The following is a 15,394-nucleotide window of genomic DNA, read 5'->3' as shown; positions in this document are numbered from 1 at the left end:
TCCTTCCCGCGCGAGCGGGGGTGGTCCGCGCCGCAGCAGCCTGATGGCGTCATCGCGGAGTCCTTCCCGCGCGAGCGGGGGTGGTCCGCATGAGCCGGCGGCGTCCTTCCATCGGTACAGGTTCTTCCCCCGCAGGCGGGGGTGGTCCGGCGGTTCTGACGGCTCTGCAGGCCGCCGGGGAGTTCTTCCCACGCAGGCGGGGGTGGTCCGGCTGATGAGCTACGCGCCCGACGTAACAAGCGGTTCTTCCCGCGCAGGCGGGGGTGGTCCGCAGCTGTTGCTGCTGGACGACTCACCGAGCGAGTCCTTCCCGCGCGAGCGGGGGTGGTCCGATCGGCGGCGAGCTGCGTGACCAGTACCTCGGGTCCTTCCCGCGCAAGCGGGGGTGGTCCGGCGCGCAGGCGGGGGTGGTCCGGCGCCTACTGCTACGAGCAGGGCATCCCGCACGTTCTTCCCGCGCAGGCGGGGGTGGTCCGTTCGCCACGGCACAGATCATCGCCGCGCAGCTGTTCTTCCCGCGCAGGCGGGGGTGGCCCGGCTCTCGGACTCAACGCCACACAGATGGCCGTGTTCTTCCCGCGCAGGCGGGGGGTGGTCCGCGGTCTGTCGCACGGAGGGCTGCCCCAACAAGGTTCTTCCCGCGCAGGCGGGGGTGGTCCGACCCAGGACGTCGATCACGTGTGGGAGTTGTCGTTCTTCCCGCGCCAGCGGGGGGTGGCCCGTACGGCGTTCTCACCGCCGGAGCCGGGTACGAGTCCTTCCCGCGCGAGCGGGGGTGGCCCGGGCCTGGACCTGTACGGCGCGAAGGTGATCCGGTCCTTCCCGCGCGAGCGGGGGTGGTCCGGCGGCACCGAGCTGCACCTTGCTGTTGGTGGCGTCCTCCCCGCGCGAGCGGGGGTGGCCCGCAGCTCCTGCGCTGCCGGTTCCAGGTGTTCAAGTACTTCCCGCGCGAGCGGGGGTGGTCCGCGGTGTCCGTCGCTGATGAGCGCGGCCGGACGGTACTTCCCGCGCGAGCGGGGGTGGTCCGACCGAGGCCGCGTACCGGGACGTGAAGACCAGGCTGTTCCCGCGCAGGCGGGGGTGCCGACGTGGTCGTTTGCCAGGCGGGTGGTGGTGTTGTTCTTCCCGCGAAGACGGGGGTGGTGCGCTTCCCGAATCTCCTCCCTCGGCGGCGAGCCCGGTCCCCTCGCCCCTTGCGTGGCACCAATGGTACCGTTGGTGCCATGAAGTCGATGAACCTGCGCTTCCCTGATGAAGCGACCTACGAGGCGATCAAGACGGCCGCGAGCGTCGCAGGCGTCAGCATGCAGCAGTACGTCGCCGACGCAGCCGCAGACCGGGCCCTGGCCAAGCAGAAGGCGTTCGTGGAGGCCGCCCTGGAGCACCGGGACACGATCGCAGCCGCGTTCGCCGACGTCGACCCCGACGACGCCGACCCGACGTCCCTTCGGAACATGGTGAGCACGGCCACCGACACCCACATGGCCGCTGAGGCCGACGACGCGCAGGGGAACGCAGCGTGAGCGAGTCCGCATCCGAGCCGCTCCACCTGGAAGTACCGTGGCTGCTGCAGCTCGCCGAGCAGCTCCACGGCGACCCGCAGGCCAACGACATCGGCCCGCTGTTCGCAGCCGTCTCCCGACACAGCGCCGTCGCGATGGGCCGAGACGTGTACGGCTCCCTGTGGCTCAAGGCCGGCGCACTGTTGGAGACGCTGTCCCGGCTACGGGCCCTCGAGCACTCCAACCGCCAATTCGCACTCATGGCCGCAGTCGCATTCCTCCAGGTGAACGGCCACACCGTGAATTTCCCTCCAAAGGACGCCGCAGCCTTGGTCCACGACGTCGCCGAAGGTACCAAAGGCGTTGTAGACGCCGCCCGACAGCTCCGCACCTGGACCACATCCTGAGCAGACCCCATTCCACAGACCCCGCCGGCGCGCTTACCCGCGCAGGCTGGGATGGTCCGCTGGCCGAGGCGCACCGCAGGCCCATGGCCTGTCGGGAAGGACTCTCGCATCAGGTAGTTGATCAGCCCGGTGTCCGGATCACCCCCGCCTGTGCACGAGCGGGGTGATCCGAGCGCGTCCCCGGGCACCGTCAACTTCAACAAGTCCTACCTGTGCAAGCGGGGGTGGTCCGGATGGTGGGAGTTCGGCGAGGACGGCGACGCCGTCCTTCCCGCGCAAGCGGGGGTGGTCCGCCGGACGGCGTGTTCGTCTTGCACTGGCTCGAGTCCTTCCCGCGCAAGCGGGGTGGTCCGTACGTGGCGCCGGGCGAGGCCTGCCGGGAGTGGTCCTTCCCGCGCGAGCGGGGGTGGTCCGGTCTCCGGCAAGCCCTCCCTCTCCTGACCAGCGTCCTTCCCGCGCGAGCGGGGGTGGTCCGGAACCCGCGACACAGGGGGAGGAGCCGGTCCGGTCCTTCCCGCGCGAGCGGGGGTGGTCCGCGAAGCGCCAGCATCGCCACTGCGGCCCGCCGGTCCTTCCCGCGCGAGCGGGGGTGGTCCGTTGGTCGGGCGGCCCATCGGCCAGACGTCAGGGTCCTTCCCGCGCGAGCGGGGGTGGTCCGGAGTTCAGGGAGGAGCCCTGGCACGGGAGGGCGTCCTTCCCGCGCGAGCGGGGGTGGTCCGTACGCATCGGTCACGGTCACTGTCGCCGGGATGTCCTTCCCACGCGAGCGGGGGTGGTCCGCCGGAAGACGTCGACCTCGCCACCCGCCTGCAGTTCTTCCCGCGCAGGCGGGGGTGGTCCGCTGATCAGGTACGACAGGCCGTTGATGCCGGCGTTCTTCCCGCGCGAGCGGGGGTGGTCCGCACGCGCCCTGGACGAGGGTCATGGCGACCAGGTTCTTCCCGCGCAGGCGGGGGTGGTCCGACCTTCGGCCCCGTGCACGGAGTCCTCATCCAGTCCTTCCCGCGCGAGCGGGGGTGGTCCGTCGACGGTCAGCCTGCCCAACGCGTCGGAGAGGTCCTTCCCGCGCGAGCGGGGGTGGTCCGCACGTCGTGCGGTGGAACACCAAGACCGGCGAGTCCTTCCTGCGCGCGCGGGGGTGGTCCGGTCGTCATCGGTGGTCTGAATAGCGGTAACGCGTCCTTCCCACGCGAGGGGGGTGGTCCGTTCGTGAAGGCGAGGCAAAGCTAGGTAGTCAGGGTCCTTCCCGCGCAGGCGGGGATGTCCGCCCATCTCGGGTCCTCTCGGGGCCAACTGGCTGTCCTTCCCGCGTAGGCTGGGGTGGTCCGATGCGCCAGCCCAGGCCGAGCAGTCCGGCCAGGTCCTTCCCGCGCGAGCGGGGGTGGTCCGGGTCTGGAGCACGTCCTTGGCGAGGCCCGCAAGTCCTTCCCGCGCGAGCAGAGATGGTCCGGAGTGGCTGCAGGAGGACGGCGTACCGGAGGTGTCCTTCCCGCGCAGGCGGGGGTGGTCCGGTAGGTGACTGGTTCATCCTGCTGCTGTACGTGTCCTTCCCGCGCGAGCGGGGGTGGTCCGCCGAGTGGTCCGACCCGCGCAGCTTCTGCGTCGCGAACTACCGCGAGTGGCTGCGCGTCGGCACCGCAGGCGGCTGGTACGAGCAGACGTACCGCATCGGCTGGCAGACCTTCGACCGGCGCCGCATCCTTGCCGACCTCCACCTGCTCCGCGGGAAAGACCTCGCCTGCACCTGCCCCCTCCCCGAGCCCGGACAGCCCGACCTCTGCCACGCCGCGGTGCTCCTCGACCTCGCCAACGCCCCCACCCGCTGACCCCCTCCACACCGAACGGGCACACCACATGACCAAGCTGGACCAGATCCTCGACGGCATGGAAGCGCTGGGCGCCAACGTCGACCAGGCCCGGCGCGAACTCGGAACCCTCCGGGCCGTCCACGACCGGGCCGTCAAACAGCTCGGCCTCGACTACGGGCCCGGCGACCGCGTCACCATCACCAGCGACGAGCCCTCCGAGAAGCGCCGCACACACGGCTGGGCCCCATTCAAGGACGACCTGCTCCCCGGGCGCACCGGCACCGCCGGAGAGATCAGGTACGACGCCAACGACGACACGTGGTGCGTCCTCGTCCACATGGACGGCCCGGACGCTGACTTCTACATGAGCACCGACTGGATGGCCAAGGCCCCCGACCCGGCAGCCCTCATCCCGTGCTGCAGCACGCCGAACTGCCTCCACCTCGCCTACTGACCCCGCACACGCCACGGCCCCGCCCCACCCCCTCGGGACGGGGCCGACGACGCCTGTCCTCTTCCGCACGTGGCCCCTGACGGAGCCTTAACGCAGATCTTCCTCAACTCTTGTGTGACCCACGCCACACGGGGGGAGATCAAGGGCACACGAACGATCACAGGGGGAGACATGGCGACGCAGCAGACGCAGCAGACGCAGCAAGAAGAGAACGACGTAGAGGTCATAGCCCTGCTCATGAAGGAGTACGAGGTGCTCCGGGCCGAGATCGCTCAGCGCGTCCTGTCGAGGATGCAGATTCTCGGCTTCGCGGGAGTGGCCGCCGCTCTCATCGCGGGGCTGGGGGAGATCTCCTGGAGCAAGCCGGCGGTGTACATCGCCGTCCTCGCGTTCTTCCTGGGCCTGGTCTGGCTCCGGGACTGCAACCAGGGCATACAGCGCATTGGCAGGCATCTGCGCGACGTCGAGGCGGAGGTGAACCGCCGGGCCATCCGTGCCTACGGCAGCAGCGCGCTGTCATGGGAAACGAATCGGAACACAGAACGGCAGCGCGAGCGGCCGGTCTGGCGCTTCGTCGGCCGCCTGGGCGGCTGGACCAGCCGCCACTGACCGGCACCCCCAGGGACCCGGACAGCAAACGGCCCCGCCCCACGCCCACCAGGGCGCAGGACGGGGCCACCTGCCCTACTGCTCCGAACCACCGACCGACGCCGCCGTTCCACGCACCGCCAGGTGCACCCCCGGCCCCCAGAGCGCCATCTACTTCGGAAGACACACATCACACAACGGATTGCCCCCCGGCCCATAGCGACAGCACGGTTCGAAGCAGCGCCTACAGCTGCCGTTCACGATCCTCAGGGGTGTGGGAGTGGCCATGGGGCGCACCCTAACCCCGCCCACCGACAACGCCCCGAGCACCGTTTCCCGGCGGAGCCGCGAACGTCCACCAGTCACAGGACTGCAGCAGACGTCTCGATCCAGCAATACCAGTGAGCCCGCGTCCCTAACTCACAGCGCATGGAGGCCGAAGTTGCCGCAGCGCTCATTGGAACCCCGGCGGTACTCGTCACCGCACTCACGGGATGGCTTGCCGGACGGGCACAGGGCCGTAGCACGTACCGGGGGGCGGTGGACGCCGTGCGACGCGAGGCGCAGCGCCAGGCGTACGCCGAGCTGTACCGAACAGCACGCGACTTCATCGATCTCTACGGAGTTGATGTCATCGCAAGGCTCCAGTCTCCTCCAGGCGACGAAGCGCGCGCCCACGAGATGCACGCCGCACAGGACGCCCTGTTGCACGCGGCGGACATGGTCGTTCTGGAGGGCCCCGAGCAGTTTGGCGGCCGTCGCTGAGAGTCTGCGCCTCTCCGCGACTCGTCTCGGAGGAACACGCGATCTCAGTGGCAGACGGAGGGTGCTGATCAACATAGAGACGGTGGAAGGTTCAACCGAGATCGCTGAGATAATGGCCGCCTTCAAAGGCGCTATGCGCGGCCTGCTGCAAGAAGCCCGGCGGTACCTCAACGGGGGCCCCGCTCGAGTCCTTCCCGCGCGAGCGGGGGTGGTCCGGTGCTCCAGCAGCAGCGGATCACAGACGAAGCGTCCTTCGCGCGCGAGCGGGGGTGGTCCGTTGGAGGCGCGCCCACCGGACCACTGGGAATCGTCCTTCCCGCGCGAGCGGGGGTGATCCGCCGACGGCAAAACCGCCACGGCTCGGGCGCAGGTCCTTCCCGCGCGAGCGGGGGTGGTCCGAACGCCCGCCAGGACCAGGGCAGCGCGAAGCCATTCTTCCCGCGCAAGCGGGGGCGGTACATCCGATGCCGCCTCGCGGAAGGTGAGGGACTCGTCCTTCCCGCGCAGGCGGGGTGGTCCGGCCTCCCTGGCACCGGCCGCACGGACCGCCACGTTCTTCCCGTGCAGGAGGGGGTGGTCCGGCGATGTCGGGTGCGTCCAGCCGCGAGTTGGAGTTCTTCCCGCGCAGGCGGGGATGGTCCGCGCGCGGGCGCGCCGCACGGCGGGTTGGTCTGGTTCTTCCGGCGCGAGCGGGGGTGGTCCGGACGTCCCGCCCACCGACTGGCCAGGGCCTGGGTCCTTCCCGCGCGAACGGGGGTGGTCCGGACGCTGCTCAGCTGGACTACGACCAGGCCCTATCCTTCCCGCGCAGGCGGGGGTGGTCCGACCATTGGCCTCGGCCCGGACGGATCGTTCGGCCTGACGGTGCCCCTTCCCGCCGACGAGGACGATGAGGACGTCGCGGCCAGTTCGTACACCCGGGGCGGCCTGATCCATCGCGGCGCGGCCAGGACCGGTGACGACGTGCCCGTGCTCATGGACGACGGGGAGTACCTCGTCGACCCGGGCAGCACCGGTGACGTCGACGTCGGGCACGAGGCCGGCACCTGGCGGACCGCCGGGGGTGTCGGGTGAGCACGCCCACCGACGACACTCACGGGCCCGCCCTCGGGCTGGAGAGACTGCGCGATGAACTCGGCGAGGGCCTCGCCCACATCGAGTGCGCCCTCCAGATCCTCGTGCTGCGCTCCGAGCCGTCGGAGAGGACGACGGCCGCGCACGCGACGAAGCTGGAGCTCCACGACACCCGCCTCGACGTGCTGGAGGCCGGCCAGAAGGCGGCCGAGGACCACGGCGCGCGGCTGACCGCCGTGAAGAAGCGGATGTGGACCATCGGCGGCGGGATCGCCGTCGTCGCGGTCGCCGTGGAACTCGGGGTCAATTTCCTGCACTCGAACAGCGGAGAAACGGCCGGGGAGGACACCCTGTGCGGGTGTTCTCCCCGGCCCTCTTATCGTGTCCGATCGGCTGTACAGGTATTGCGTGGGGCCGACCTCACCCGGCCGCGGGCAACGGGCACTCGGGCGTGTCCAGCCAGAACCGGTGCTCCCCGCCCGGAGTGACCGTGAGCCCGAAGCGGTCCAGGCCCGGCGCGCCGGCGCCTTGCCACTGCGTGATGTGCTTCTCGATGTCGTCCCACAGCCGGGCGGGACCGCCCTGCCGGACACGCCACGTGTCGCCTACGCGGTAGAGCAGCGCCCACGCGCCGGCCTCGACGTCCAGGAGGACATCCCCCGCTTCGCCCAGTTGCAGGCGCTGGGCGTTCGGCGCGGCGATCTGCGCGACGAACCGGGTCGTCCAGTCGTCCAGCGCGTTCGCGCCAACCTCCGTCTCGCGGCTGTCCCCGACGCTGGTGTCGGGCAGCATGCCCGGGGCGGGCGGATGGTGGGGCCGGGCCAGCATGAACGAGACCCGGCCGCCGAGGAACGGACCGGACGCGCTGCCGTCGTCGTGCACGGTCAGCCGGACCAGCTCCGAGGAGTGCATCCAGCCGCACAGGGTGGCCAGGACGATGCCGCCGGGTACGGTCTGGTTGATCCACTCGCGGGGGATCCGCAGGACACCGCACGTCGCGATGACGCGGTTGTACGGGGCGCCGTCCTTGTGGCCAGCCAGGCCGTCCGCGGCTACCAGGTTCGGCACGAACCCGACCGCGCCGAGCGCCGCGGCGGCCCGTGCCGACACGTCGGCGTCGACTTCCACCGACGTCACCAGGTCCTCGCCGAGCCGGTGGCAGAGCAGTGCCGTGGAGTACCCGGTACCGGTGCCGATCTCCAGCACCCGCGCGCCGTCCTCGACCTGGAGGTCTTCCAGCATCCGCACGACCAGGCTGGGGAGCGTGCTGGAACTCGTGGGCTCCCGCAGGATCTGCCCGCGGACGTCGGCCGGGACGATCGTCCCCGCGATCTGTGTGATCAGCGACTCGTCGGTGTAGCAGGCCGACAGCCAGTCCGGGTGATCCGGCATGACCGGCGCCCACGCGGTCGGCATCGAGTCTGGGACGTGCCGGAAGAAGCCACCGCGCAGGAACTCGTGCCGGGGTGTGGCCAGCACCGTCTCCCGCCACTGCGGCGAGTGCAGGCGGCCCCGCTCGGCAAGGAGGCCGACCAGGCCTTCGCGCAGCTCGTCATCGTTCATGTCAGTGTCCGTTCCAGGAGATCGGCCATGGCCGCCACCATCGGCAGCCCGGTCTCGGGCTCCAGCCACGCCCACTGGCCGGAGGGGTTGCATTCGAGGAACCACCATGTCCCGTCGCGGCCGACGGCGATGTCGAATGCGCCGAAGACCAGGCCGAACCGGTCGAGGTAGCGGTAAAGCGCCTCGGTGACGCCGGCGGACGGCTGCACCACTGTGTAGGCGAGGCGGCTGTAGTCGGTGCGCCAGTCCAGCAGGTCGGAGTCGATGCGCACGCAGTAGACCTGCCGGCCGATGACGGTCACGCGGACGTCGGCGACCTTGTCGATGCGCTGCTGGAACAGATGGACCGTGCCGGCCACCCGTTCGTCGATGTCCTCGGGCGTGACGTCGTCGACCTTCACCGTGCAGGAGACGCCGTCGACCAGGTAGAGCGGGGTGGACAGCGGCTTGTAGATCGCCGGGCCGTGGCGCTTGACGAAGGCCCGTGCGGCGTCCGGCTCGGACGTGATGAGCGTGGGCGGGATGAGGAATCCGGCGTCGACCGCGGCAGCGAGCCCGGAGGGCTTGAACTCGGCGTCCCCGATGTGGTGCGGGTGGTTGACGTACCGGCAGCCGGGCAGCGAGGCCAGGACCCCACCCAGCCCGTAGCGGGCCTGCATGGTGGCGAACCTGGCGGTCTGCTCGTCGAGGTGCGGGAAGGTGAAGCCGGAGGGCCGCCGGTAGTACAGCGACCGGGCGCGGGACAGGTCCGCGGTACGGGTGGGCGTCGACAGGGTTCCTGTGATGCCCTCGTGGTCGATCGTGGCCGCAACGGACAAGGTGGCGGGGAAGTCCCCGGAGTCGAACCGCACGACCGGGACGCCCCGGCCGTGCAGTTCGTTGACCACCAGGTCCGATGTGGGGTCGTCGACGTTGGTGACGACCAGCACCGGACCGTCATTCACTGGTCGGTGTCGTTGCCCTGGTCGCGATCCCCGGACGTTCCGTCGGGACTGGTGCCGGTCGGCGGGGTGGTGCCCGAACTGGTGCCGTGGCCCGGCATTTCCACGATCCCGCCGTTGGCGTCGGTGTAGCGGGTGGCCTGCGTCGCCGGGTCCAGCGCCGCATGGGCGTAGGCCGGGGCATCACCGGCCGGGTACGGCACCATCCGGCTGACGCCGAACGGCGGAGGGGTGGGCCGGCCGGACGGCAGTGGGGTGCCGGTCGGGAGTCGATCGCCGTGGACGAACATGGTTTTCCTCCAGGGTCGTTGATCGGATTGGTCCGCCGCGCGCGCCGGGTTATGCGGGCAGGCTCACCGGTGCGCGCGGCGGGTGGTGCTCGGCCCGGTCCTTCTTCACTGGCGGGCCATGCCCCCTCTGGAGAGTGGGGGCGTCCTCCCCGGGAGGGGGAGGAGATCAGGGGCGGGCGGTCAGTCGCCCCGTTGTCCCGGGAGGAGCGACGCGGTGTTCGGGGTGTCGCTCATGCCGAGGTGGTCGAGGCCGGCGCGGAGGAACCGGGGGTCGACGAGGCCGAAGGCAAGAGAGGTGGCCCAGAAGGGGCCGGGCGGGAAGAAACGGCGCAGGGAGGGCAGGGCGACCTTGACGGGGTGGGAGACCCACACGCCGCCCGGGTGCAGCCAGTTGCCGGAACCGGTCGGGGGGACCAGCCACAACATGAGGTTGCGGTCTTTGTCGGTGACGACGGCGCCGCATCCGCCGGGCTGATTCCGGCGCATCCACCACAGCAGGTCCTCGCCGGTGCTGCCGTTGCAGGTGACAATCACGTCCCACCATGTGCCGGCGGGCAGTTCGAGGCCTCCGGACTCGGGGAGTGCGGTCAGCATGCGGACGATCTCGTCGAGGCCGGGTGGCGCGGGGAGAGTAATGGCGGTCTCGTGCCGTCGTGCAAGGGTCATCGCTGCCCCTAGGTCGAGTAGCGTTCGGATGCTTGAGCGAGGCCTCTCCGTCGCCGGGGTGGCGTTCGCTGGCGTGCACCCAGGTAACTCCCCCCGCGGCAGGCGTGGATAGGGCGATCAGCGCCCTCACCGGCTGCGCCCCCTAGGGCGATTTGACTTATCCTTTACCTGACGGCGGGATCCGACAGGGCTACCGTGCGTACATGGAACCCACGCGCAACGGGGTGCTCGCAGCGTGGATGGACGAGCACGGATACACCTCCAACTCACTGGCGGCTGCGGTCAATGACGCCATCGAGTCACTGACGGGAAGACGCGGAGGGCTGGACGGATCGTCCGTCCGAGACTGGAAGGCCGGACGGGTCAGATGGCCGAAGGCTGCCACGCGCGCTGCCCTGGAGCAGGTAACAGGGCTATCGGCCACGGCCTTAGGGTTCGCGCAACGGGGCCGGGCACAGGCCCCGGCTCCCCCGCAGGAGGACCCCATGCAACGCCGCCGCTTCACCCTGGGCATCACCGCTGCCGCGCTGTCCGCGGGCCCGGCGCCCACCTCCCACCGCATCGGCATAAGCGATGTCGAACGCCTGCAACGCAGGTTTGCCGACGTCGTCGCCAGCGACCACCGCCACGGCGGACAGCTCGGTATCGAGAAGCAGGCCGCCGCCCTGGCCGACGCCGCCCTGGCCATGCAGGAGGCCGGCGGCGCCACTCAGCGCGTCCGCGGCTACCTGTACGGCTGCGCGGCCGCCTTCCGGTCGTCGGCCATGTGGGCCGCGATCGACGGCCAGCGCTTCGACGCCGCCCAGACGCACATGCGAGAGGCGCAGGCCCTCGCAGAAATGGCGGGCGACCAGGCGCTCAAGTTCCGGATCTGGTCTCACACCGGCACGATGTACCGGCACATGGGGCGGCCGGCGCAGGCCCTCGCGGCGAACGACGTCGCGCGCGGGCTGAGCATCACCCGGCGCGACCCGATGTTCGCGTCCCTCGGCCTGGCCCGCCAGGTCGCCATCTGCGGTGCGACAGGGGACCAGGCGGGCGCACGTCGCGCCTACGACGAGGCCCAGCGCGCCATGGACCGGGCCGACCCGCACGAGTACCGGCCGATGTGGCTCCTCGCGTTCTACGACCAGGCCGAGCTGGATTCCCTCGCCCAGTCCGCGTACATGGCACTGGGCAACTTCGAGCGCGCTGAGTTCCACGCGTTCCGGAGTCTTGCCGGACTGCGTCCGCACATGCGCCGCTCGCGGGCCATCACCACGTCCCGACTGGCCCGAGCCCAGCTGGAGCAGGGCGCCGCAGAGCAGGCGACACGCACCGCCATGTCGGTGTCGACGGACGCCGCCGTCCAGCACCCGCGCGTCGCCCTGATGCTGCGGGAGTTCGGAAACCGGCTCGACACGATCGCCCCGGACACGGACGCTGCCGGCACCTGGAGCGAATACGCCCACACCACCTGGGGACCCGCCGCATGACGAGCGCCCACATCATCACCCTCCGCACCCTCACCGACCTCGCCGACGTGCGGGCCGACCTCGTCGACGTCTACGCCGACGTGCGGGCCGACCTGCTGCACCTGCCGAACTACGCGGTGAGCACGTTCACCGAACGACTCGACCGGCACGGCGCCGCTCCGGGCTTCACCGCGGTCCTGGCGTACACCGAGGACGGGGAGCCCGTCGGGTACGCGTACGCCCACACCGTGGAGCACGGGGACCCGTGGTGGACCCGCGTCACCCCGGCGCCGGCCGACACGTACACCGCGGCGCAGGCCCTGGCCGTGAAGGAGCTGGGCGTGCGGGCGCCGTGGCGGAAGACGGGGACCGCGCGGCGGGCCCACGACGCGCTGCTGGAGGCGCATCTCGACACCGTGTACACGTCGCTGATGGTGAACCCGGCCGCCGGGGACGGGAAGGTGGAGCGGCTGTACGAGTCGTGGGGGTACCGCCGCATCGGCACGTGCCAGCCTTCCCCAGACTCCCCGCCCCTGGCGATGATGGTCCGCCCGACACGAGCCTGACGGCGCCTTGCCGCGCGCCGGACGGCGCCGCCGAAGCGTCAAGGCTGCTGGCGGATCTGGAACGCGCCGGATGGCCCGCCACGTCGCTCGCCCGGCGACTGGGCGTGCATCCCCTGCACGATCGCCGAAATCCGCTGCGCCATCAAGGGCGGCGTCTCAAGAGCTGCGTCCCAAGGGCCACCACCGGGCCGGCTCGCATTTCTCACGCTGTCGGCGTGCCTGTCAAACCGGTGCACGAAGCCTGTCCCTTGGGCGCCTGGGGCCCTGTCGGCTACGCACGGTGAAAGGTCATCGTTGTCGCTCACCCCACCAGGGCAGGATCGGCGGCAAATCGCTCAGCCCTCCGGGCCGTCGGGGGGCGGAAGACTCGCCGTCATCGCCGTCCCAGCGGCGCCCGTACTGATCCGGCACGCTCCCCCATCCCCAGTACGGCAGCGGGCGTTCAGGAACGATGCCGAGCTCCCTGTCCGGGTCGACGCCTTGGGCGCCCACCGTGCACAGGTGGGCCCACTGGTCTCCCATGTCGAAGACATAGGCGAACTGCTCACCGCCCTGCAGCCTGCCGAGCGTCGTGATCCGACCATCGATGGTGCCGTCCGGGGCATCGCCGTCCCACCATTCCAGGCTGACACCCGTTCCGTCGGCCAGCGTGAACAGGTGCAGATGCGACAGGTCCCAACGGGCGAAAGCCTGATCGATCGCCTCCGCGAGCAGGGCGAAGGAGTGCGCCCGTGGTGCGGCAAAAACCCGCCCCGGCCGAGGCCACAGATCCTCACCCTGTCCTGAGATCAGCTCGACCCGGATCGACAACCACGTCCGCGCCATGCCAGCTCCCCTCCCCCAACGTCGCCCCGACGCACGCGAGGCTACAGAACGTGACCCTCACGTGCAGGAGATCGCCTGGCCCGCACCCGGGTGGGTGATCTCCGCCCCGCTCCAAGCACACCGCACTGCCGCCAGGAGCTTCCCGGTGCGTCGCGCACCCGGCAGTCACGTCAGAGCCGTGAGGCGCAAGCCAGTCCTTCAGGACGTCGTGCGCCCGGACCGGATCCGGCCGCCCGGCAGGCCACGGTGGTGCCGGCCCAATCCTTGCCGCGCGAGCGGGGGTAGTCCGACCGTGATGTTGAGCGCGGTGCGCCTCGGTGTTCTTCCCCCGCAGGCGGGTGTGGTCCGCACCACCCGGCCGAACCGTTCGAAGAGGCCCTCCTCTCCGCACCCTGCGGGAACGCCCTGTTACCAGCGCCTCCTCAGTGAACTGGGGCAGCGACCGGCCACACAAACCCGGTCTTGGCACCATTCCCGCAGGTGCAGGCAGCAGTTCACACAGTTCGCCACGGACACAAGGAGCAGGTCAGCCCATCGGCCACACGCCTGTGCACGGACCCTTGTCCTCTCTTCCAGTTGCTCCAGACAGACCGGAGACATTCAGACACTCACCTCTGACAGACTGGCCTGATGAACCAGCGACACCTGAGTCAAGGAATTGCAAAGCGACTCCAAACCCGCAGGTGACAAAGAGTTCTTCCCGCGCAGGCGGGGGTGGTCCGCTGACCCTCAGCGCGTTCCCCGACCTCGGTTTGTTCTTCCCGCGCAGGCGGGGGTGGTCCGACGAACGAGCCGCGCCAGATGTGGGAGATCACGTTCTTCCCGCGCAGGCGGGGGTGGTCCGTTCCGCGCGGAAGGTCGCAGAACGTGAAGGAGGTTCTTCCCGCGCAGGCGGGGGTGGTCCGCCGCGCATGCGCCACTTCCCGGCGTTGGGGCCGTTCTTCCCGCGCAGGCGGGGGTGGTCCGTGTGAACTTCGTCGTGTCCACCAGCATCGACCGTTCTTCCCGCGCAGGCGGGGGTGGTCCGGTTGCCGCGCCGAGGAAGGCCCTCAGCGCAGAGTTCTTCCCGCGCAGGCGGGGGTGGTCCGCACGGCGGGCAGGGTCTCAGCATCGAGTACGTGTTCTTCCCGCGCAGGCGGGGGTGGTCCGTACCTGTCGGTGTCGGCCGCGGACACCCTCGGGTTCTTCCCGCGCAGGCGGGGGTGGTCCGCCCTGGTCAGACACGTTGTGGCGCACTTGAAGGTTCTTCCCGCGCAGGCGGGGGTGGTCCGGTTTTTTCGCTGCACAAGCAAGCGACGGACACGTTCTTCCCGCGCAGGCGGGGGTGGTCCGTTCGGCGACTGGATGGCCTCCCGCACCAGCACGTTCTTCCCGCGCAGGCGGGGGTGGTCCGATGACCGTGGCGCCCGGGAAGCCGTCCGTGGGGTTCTTCCCGCGCAGGCGGGGGTGGTCCGCCCTTCTCCCGCAAGGCGACGGCTTGGATCGTGTTCTTCCCGCGCAGGCGGGGGTGGTCCGGCGCCTCCGGGTACACCGCGACGTTCTACTACGTTCTTCCCGCGCAGGCGGGGGTGGTCCGTACAGCCGACCGGCCTCAACGACCAGGTGCCCGTTCTTCCCGCGCAGGCGGGGGTGGTCCGTTCTCCGACGGCTTCAACACCCCAGTCGCCAAGTTCTTCCCGCGCAGGCGGGGGTGGTCCGTCGGAGGCCTCCGTGGCGCTGAAAATGCTGGAGTTCTTCCCGCGCAGGCGGGGGTGGTCCGCCATCGCCATGGACGCGCTCGCTGCCACCCAAGTTCTTCCCGCGCAGGCGGGGGTGGTCCGAGCATGAGTCTGGTAGACGACCTCAGAAGCGTGTTCTTCCCGCGCAGGCGGGGGTGGTCCGCCGCTGCGGGTGGACGCGAGTTTCTGCCGCACGTTCTTCCCGCGCAGGCGGGGGTGGTCCGACCGTGGGACCCCCGGCGGATGACTGGGGGCTGTTCTTCCCGCGCAGGCGGGGGTGGTCCCGGGATTGGGGGCCGGCCAGTCAGTTGGGCAGAGTTCTTCCCGCGCAGGCGGGGGTGGTCCGCAACGTCACCTTCTCGGTCAGGTCGAGATAGGGTTCTTCCCGCGCAGGCGGGGGTGGTCCGGCGGCCAGGTCTACGCCCTGCCGGACGCCCCGGTTCTTCCCGCGCAGGCGGGGGTGGTCCGGCGCGGGCCGGCGACCGGTACCCGGGGGCCCTGTTCTTCCCGCGCAGGCGGGGGTGGTCCGCCGGGCGACCACGTCACGGTCCTGGCCCCGACGTTCTTCCCGCGCAGGCGGGGGTGGTCCGCAGTTCGGCACGCGGATTGGCCTCGCGGTCGAGTTCTTCCCGCGCAGGCGGGGGTGGTCCGTTGTAACGCGCCCCGCCCCCGGCGCCTGTGCGGTTCTTCCCGCGCAGGCGGGGGTGGTCCGCGCTGGCCCTTGCGGTTCGAGCCGAACGGCTGGTTCTTCCCGCGCAGGCGGGGGTGGTCCG

Annotated in this window: 14 protein-coding genes, 1 pseudogene and 4 CRISPR repeat arrays (2 of these 19 only partly in view); of the genes and pseudogenes, 10 read left to right on the top strand and 5 right to left on the bottom strand. The window is 70.7% G+C overall.

Annotated features, from left to right (window positions below):
- Positions 1 to 1,143: a CRISPR direct-repeat array (repeat unit 29 nt; unit sequence GTCCTTCCCGCGCGAGCGGGGGTGGTCCG); it reaches 1,343 nt to the left of the window's first position.
- Positions 1,144 to 1,223: 80 nt separating this feature from the next.
- From ACIP98_RS29040 to ACIP98_RS29005, 8 genes and pseudogenes are all read left to right on the top strand, one after another.
- The gene (locus tag ACIP98_RS29040) at positions 1,224 to 1,523 is read left to right on the top strand and encodes a hypothetical protein (RefSeq protein WP_401978749.1); all 300 of its coding nucleotides are present in this window, start codon (positions 1,224 to 1,226) and stop codon (positions 1,521 to 1,523) included.
- A complete protein-coding gene (locus tag ACIP98_RS29035) occupies positions 1,520 to 1,909 on the top strand; it encodes a fic family toxin-antitoxin system, toxin component (RefSeq protein ID WP_401978748.1) in 390 nt (129 codons plus the stop codon). Before ACIP98_RS29040 ends, ACIP98_RS29035 begins: the two co-directional genes overlap by 4 nt.
- Positions 1,910 to 2,112: 203 nt before the next feature.
- Positions 2,113 to 3,481: a CRISPR direct-repeat array (repeat unit 26 nt; unit sequence CTTCCCGCGCGAGCGGGGGTGGTCCG).
- 23 nt (positions 3,482 to 3,504) lie between these two features.
- Positions 3,505 to 3,735 (top strand): annotated as a pseudogene (locus ACIP98_RS29030) (DUF4326 domain-containing protein); the annotation flags it as partial.
- 28 nt (positions 3,736 to 3,763) lie between these two features.
- The gene (locus ACIP98_RS29025; protein WP_401978746.1) at positions 3,764 to 4,171 is read left to right on the top strand and encodes a hypothetical protein; all 408 of its coding nucleotides are present in this window, start codon (positions 3,764 to 3,766) and stop codon (positions 4,169 to 4,171) included.
- A gap of 171 nt (positions 4,172 to 4,342) precedes the next feature.
- Complete coding sequence (locus ACIP98_RS29020) at positions 4,343 to 4,780, top strand: hypothetical protein (RefSeq protein WP_401978744.1); 438 nt, start codon at positions 4,343 to 4,345, stop codon at positions 4,778 to 4,780.
- Positions 4,781 to 5,299: 519 nt separating this feature from the next.
- Positions 5,300 to 5,524 carry a hypothetical protein gene (locus ACIP98_RS29015; protein ID WP_401978742.1) on the top strand — a complete coding sequence of 75 codons (225 nt, stop codon included), beginning with the start codon at positions 5,300 to 5,302 and terminating at the stop codon, positions 5,522 to 5,524.
- Between the two features lie 187 nt (positions 5,525 to 5,711).
- Positions 5,712 to 6,349: direct repeats of the CRISPR family, unit length 29 nt; unit sequence GTCCTTCCCGCGCGAGCGGGGGTGGTCCG.
- A 39-nt stretch (positions 6,350 to 6,388) separates the two neighbouring features.
- Positions 6,389 to 6,598 (top strand): hypothetical protein, encoded by a 210-nt coding sequence (locus tag ACIP98_RS29010; protein WP_401978741.1) that lies wholly within the window; start codon positions 6,389 to 6,391, stop codon positions 6,596 to 6,598.
- A complete protein-coding gene (locus ACIP98_RS29005) occupies positions 6,595 to 7,086 on the top strand; it encodes a hypothetical protein (RefSeq protein ID WP_401978740.1) in 492 nt (163 codons plus the stop codon). The genes ACIP98_RS29010 and ACIP98_RS29005 overlap by 4 nt, the downstream gene beginning before the upstream one ends.
- Here ACIP98_RS29005 and tgmC read toward each other — a convergent pair.
- The 4 genes from tgmC to ACIP98_RS28985 all read right to left on the bottom strand — a co-directional run bounded on the left by tgmC (position 7,019) and on the right by ACIP98_RS28985 (position 10,058).
- Positions 7,019 to 8,161: an ATP-grasp peptide maturase system methyltransferase gene (tgmC, locus tag ACIP98_RS29000; protein ID WP_401978738.1), complete on the bottom strand. Its 1,143-nt coding sequence runs from the start codon at positions 8,159 to 8,161 to the stop codon at positions 7,019 to 7,021. The two genes, ACIP98_RS29005 and tgmC, sit on opposite strands and share 68 nt — an antisense overlap.
- Positions 8,158 to 9,105, bottom strand: coding sequence for an ATP-grasp ribosomal peptide maturase (gene tgmB / locus ACIP98_RS28995; protein WP_401978736.1), 948 nt, complete (start codon positions 9,103 to 9,105; stop codon positions 8,158 to 8,160). The genes tgmC and tgmB overlap by 4 nt, the downstream gene beginning before the upstream one ends.
- On the bottom strand, positions 9,102 to 9,392 hold the full coding sequence (tgmA, locus tag ACIP98_RS28990) for a putative ATP-grasp-modified RiPP (RefSeq protein WP_401978734.1): 291 nt from the start codon (positions 9,390 to 9,392) through the stop codon (positions 9,102 to 9,104). The genes tgmB and tgmA overlap by 4 nt, the downstream gene beginning before the upstream one ends.
- A 180-nt stretch (positions 9,393 to 9,572) precedes the next feature.
- Positions 9,573 to 10,058 (bottom strand): hypothetical protein, encoded by a 486-nt coding sequence (locus ACIP98_RS28985; RefSeq protein WP_401978732.1) that lies wholly within the window; start codon positions 10,056 to 10,058, stop codon positions 9,573 to 9,575.
- A 485-nt stretch (positions 10,059 to 10,543) separates the two neighbouring features.
- Between ACIP98_RS28985 and ACIP98_RS28980 the strand changes: the two genes are divergently transcribed.
- Positions 10,544 to 11,533, top strand: coding sequence for a hypothetical protein (locus ACIP98_RS28980; RefSeq protein WP_401978730.1), 990 nt, complete (start codon positions 10,544 to 10,546; stop codon positions 11,531 to 11,533).
- Entirely contained in the window at positions 11,530 to 12,078 is a 549-nt protein-coding gene (locus tag ACIP98_RS28975; RefSeq protein ID WP_401978729.1) for a GNAT family N-acetyltransferase, read from the top strand. The genes ACIP98_RS28980 and ACIP98_RS28975 overlap by 4 nt, the downstream gene beginning before the upstream one ends.
- 288 nt (positions 12,079 to 12,366) lie before the next feature.
- On the opposite strand, the gene ACIP98_RS28970 is transcribed toward ACIP98_RS28975, so the two are convergent.
- Positions 12,367 to 12,903 (bottom strand): hypothetical protein, encoded by a 537-nt coding sequence (locus ACIP98_RS28970; protein WP_401978727.1) that lies wholly within the window; start codon positions 12,901 to 12,903, stop codon positions 12,367 to 12,369.
- Between the two features lie 693 nt (positions 12,904 to 13,596).
- A CRISPR array of direct repeats spans positions 13,597 to 15,394; the repeat unit is 22 nt; unit sequence CCGCGCAGGCGGGGGTGGTCCG (it continues 2,522 nt past the right edge of the window).

Origin of the sequence: Streptomyces sp. NPDC088354, from assembly GCF_044753585.1 — a bacterium.
Lineage (GTDB): Bacteria > Actinomycetota > Actinomycetes > Streptomycetales > Streptomycetaceae > Actinacidiphila.
This window is presented reverse-complemented; position numbering and strand designations above follow the sequence as displayed.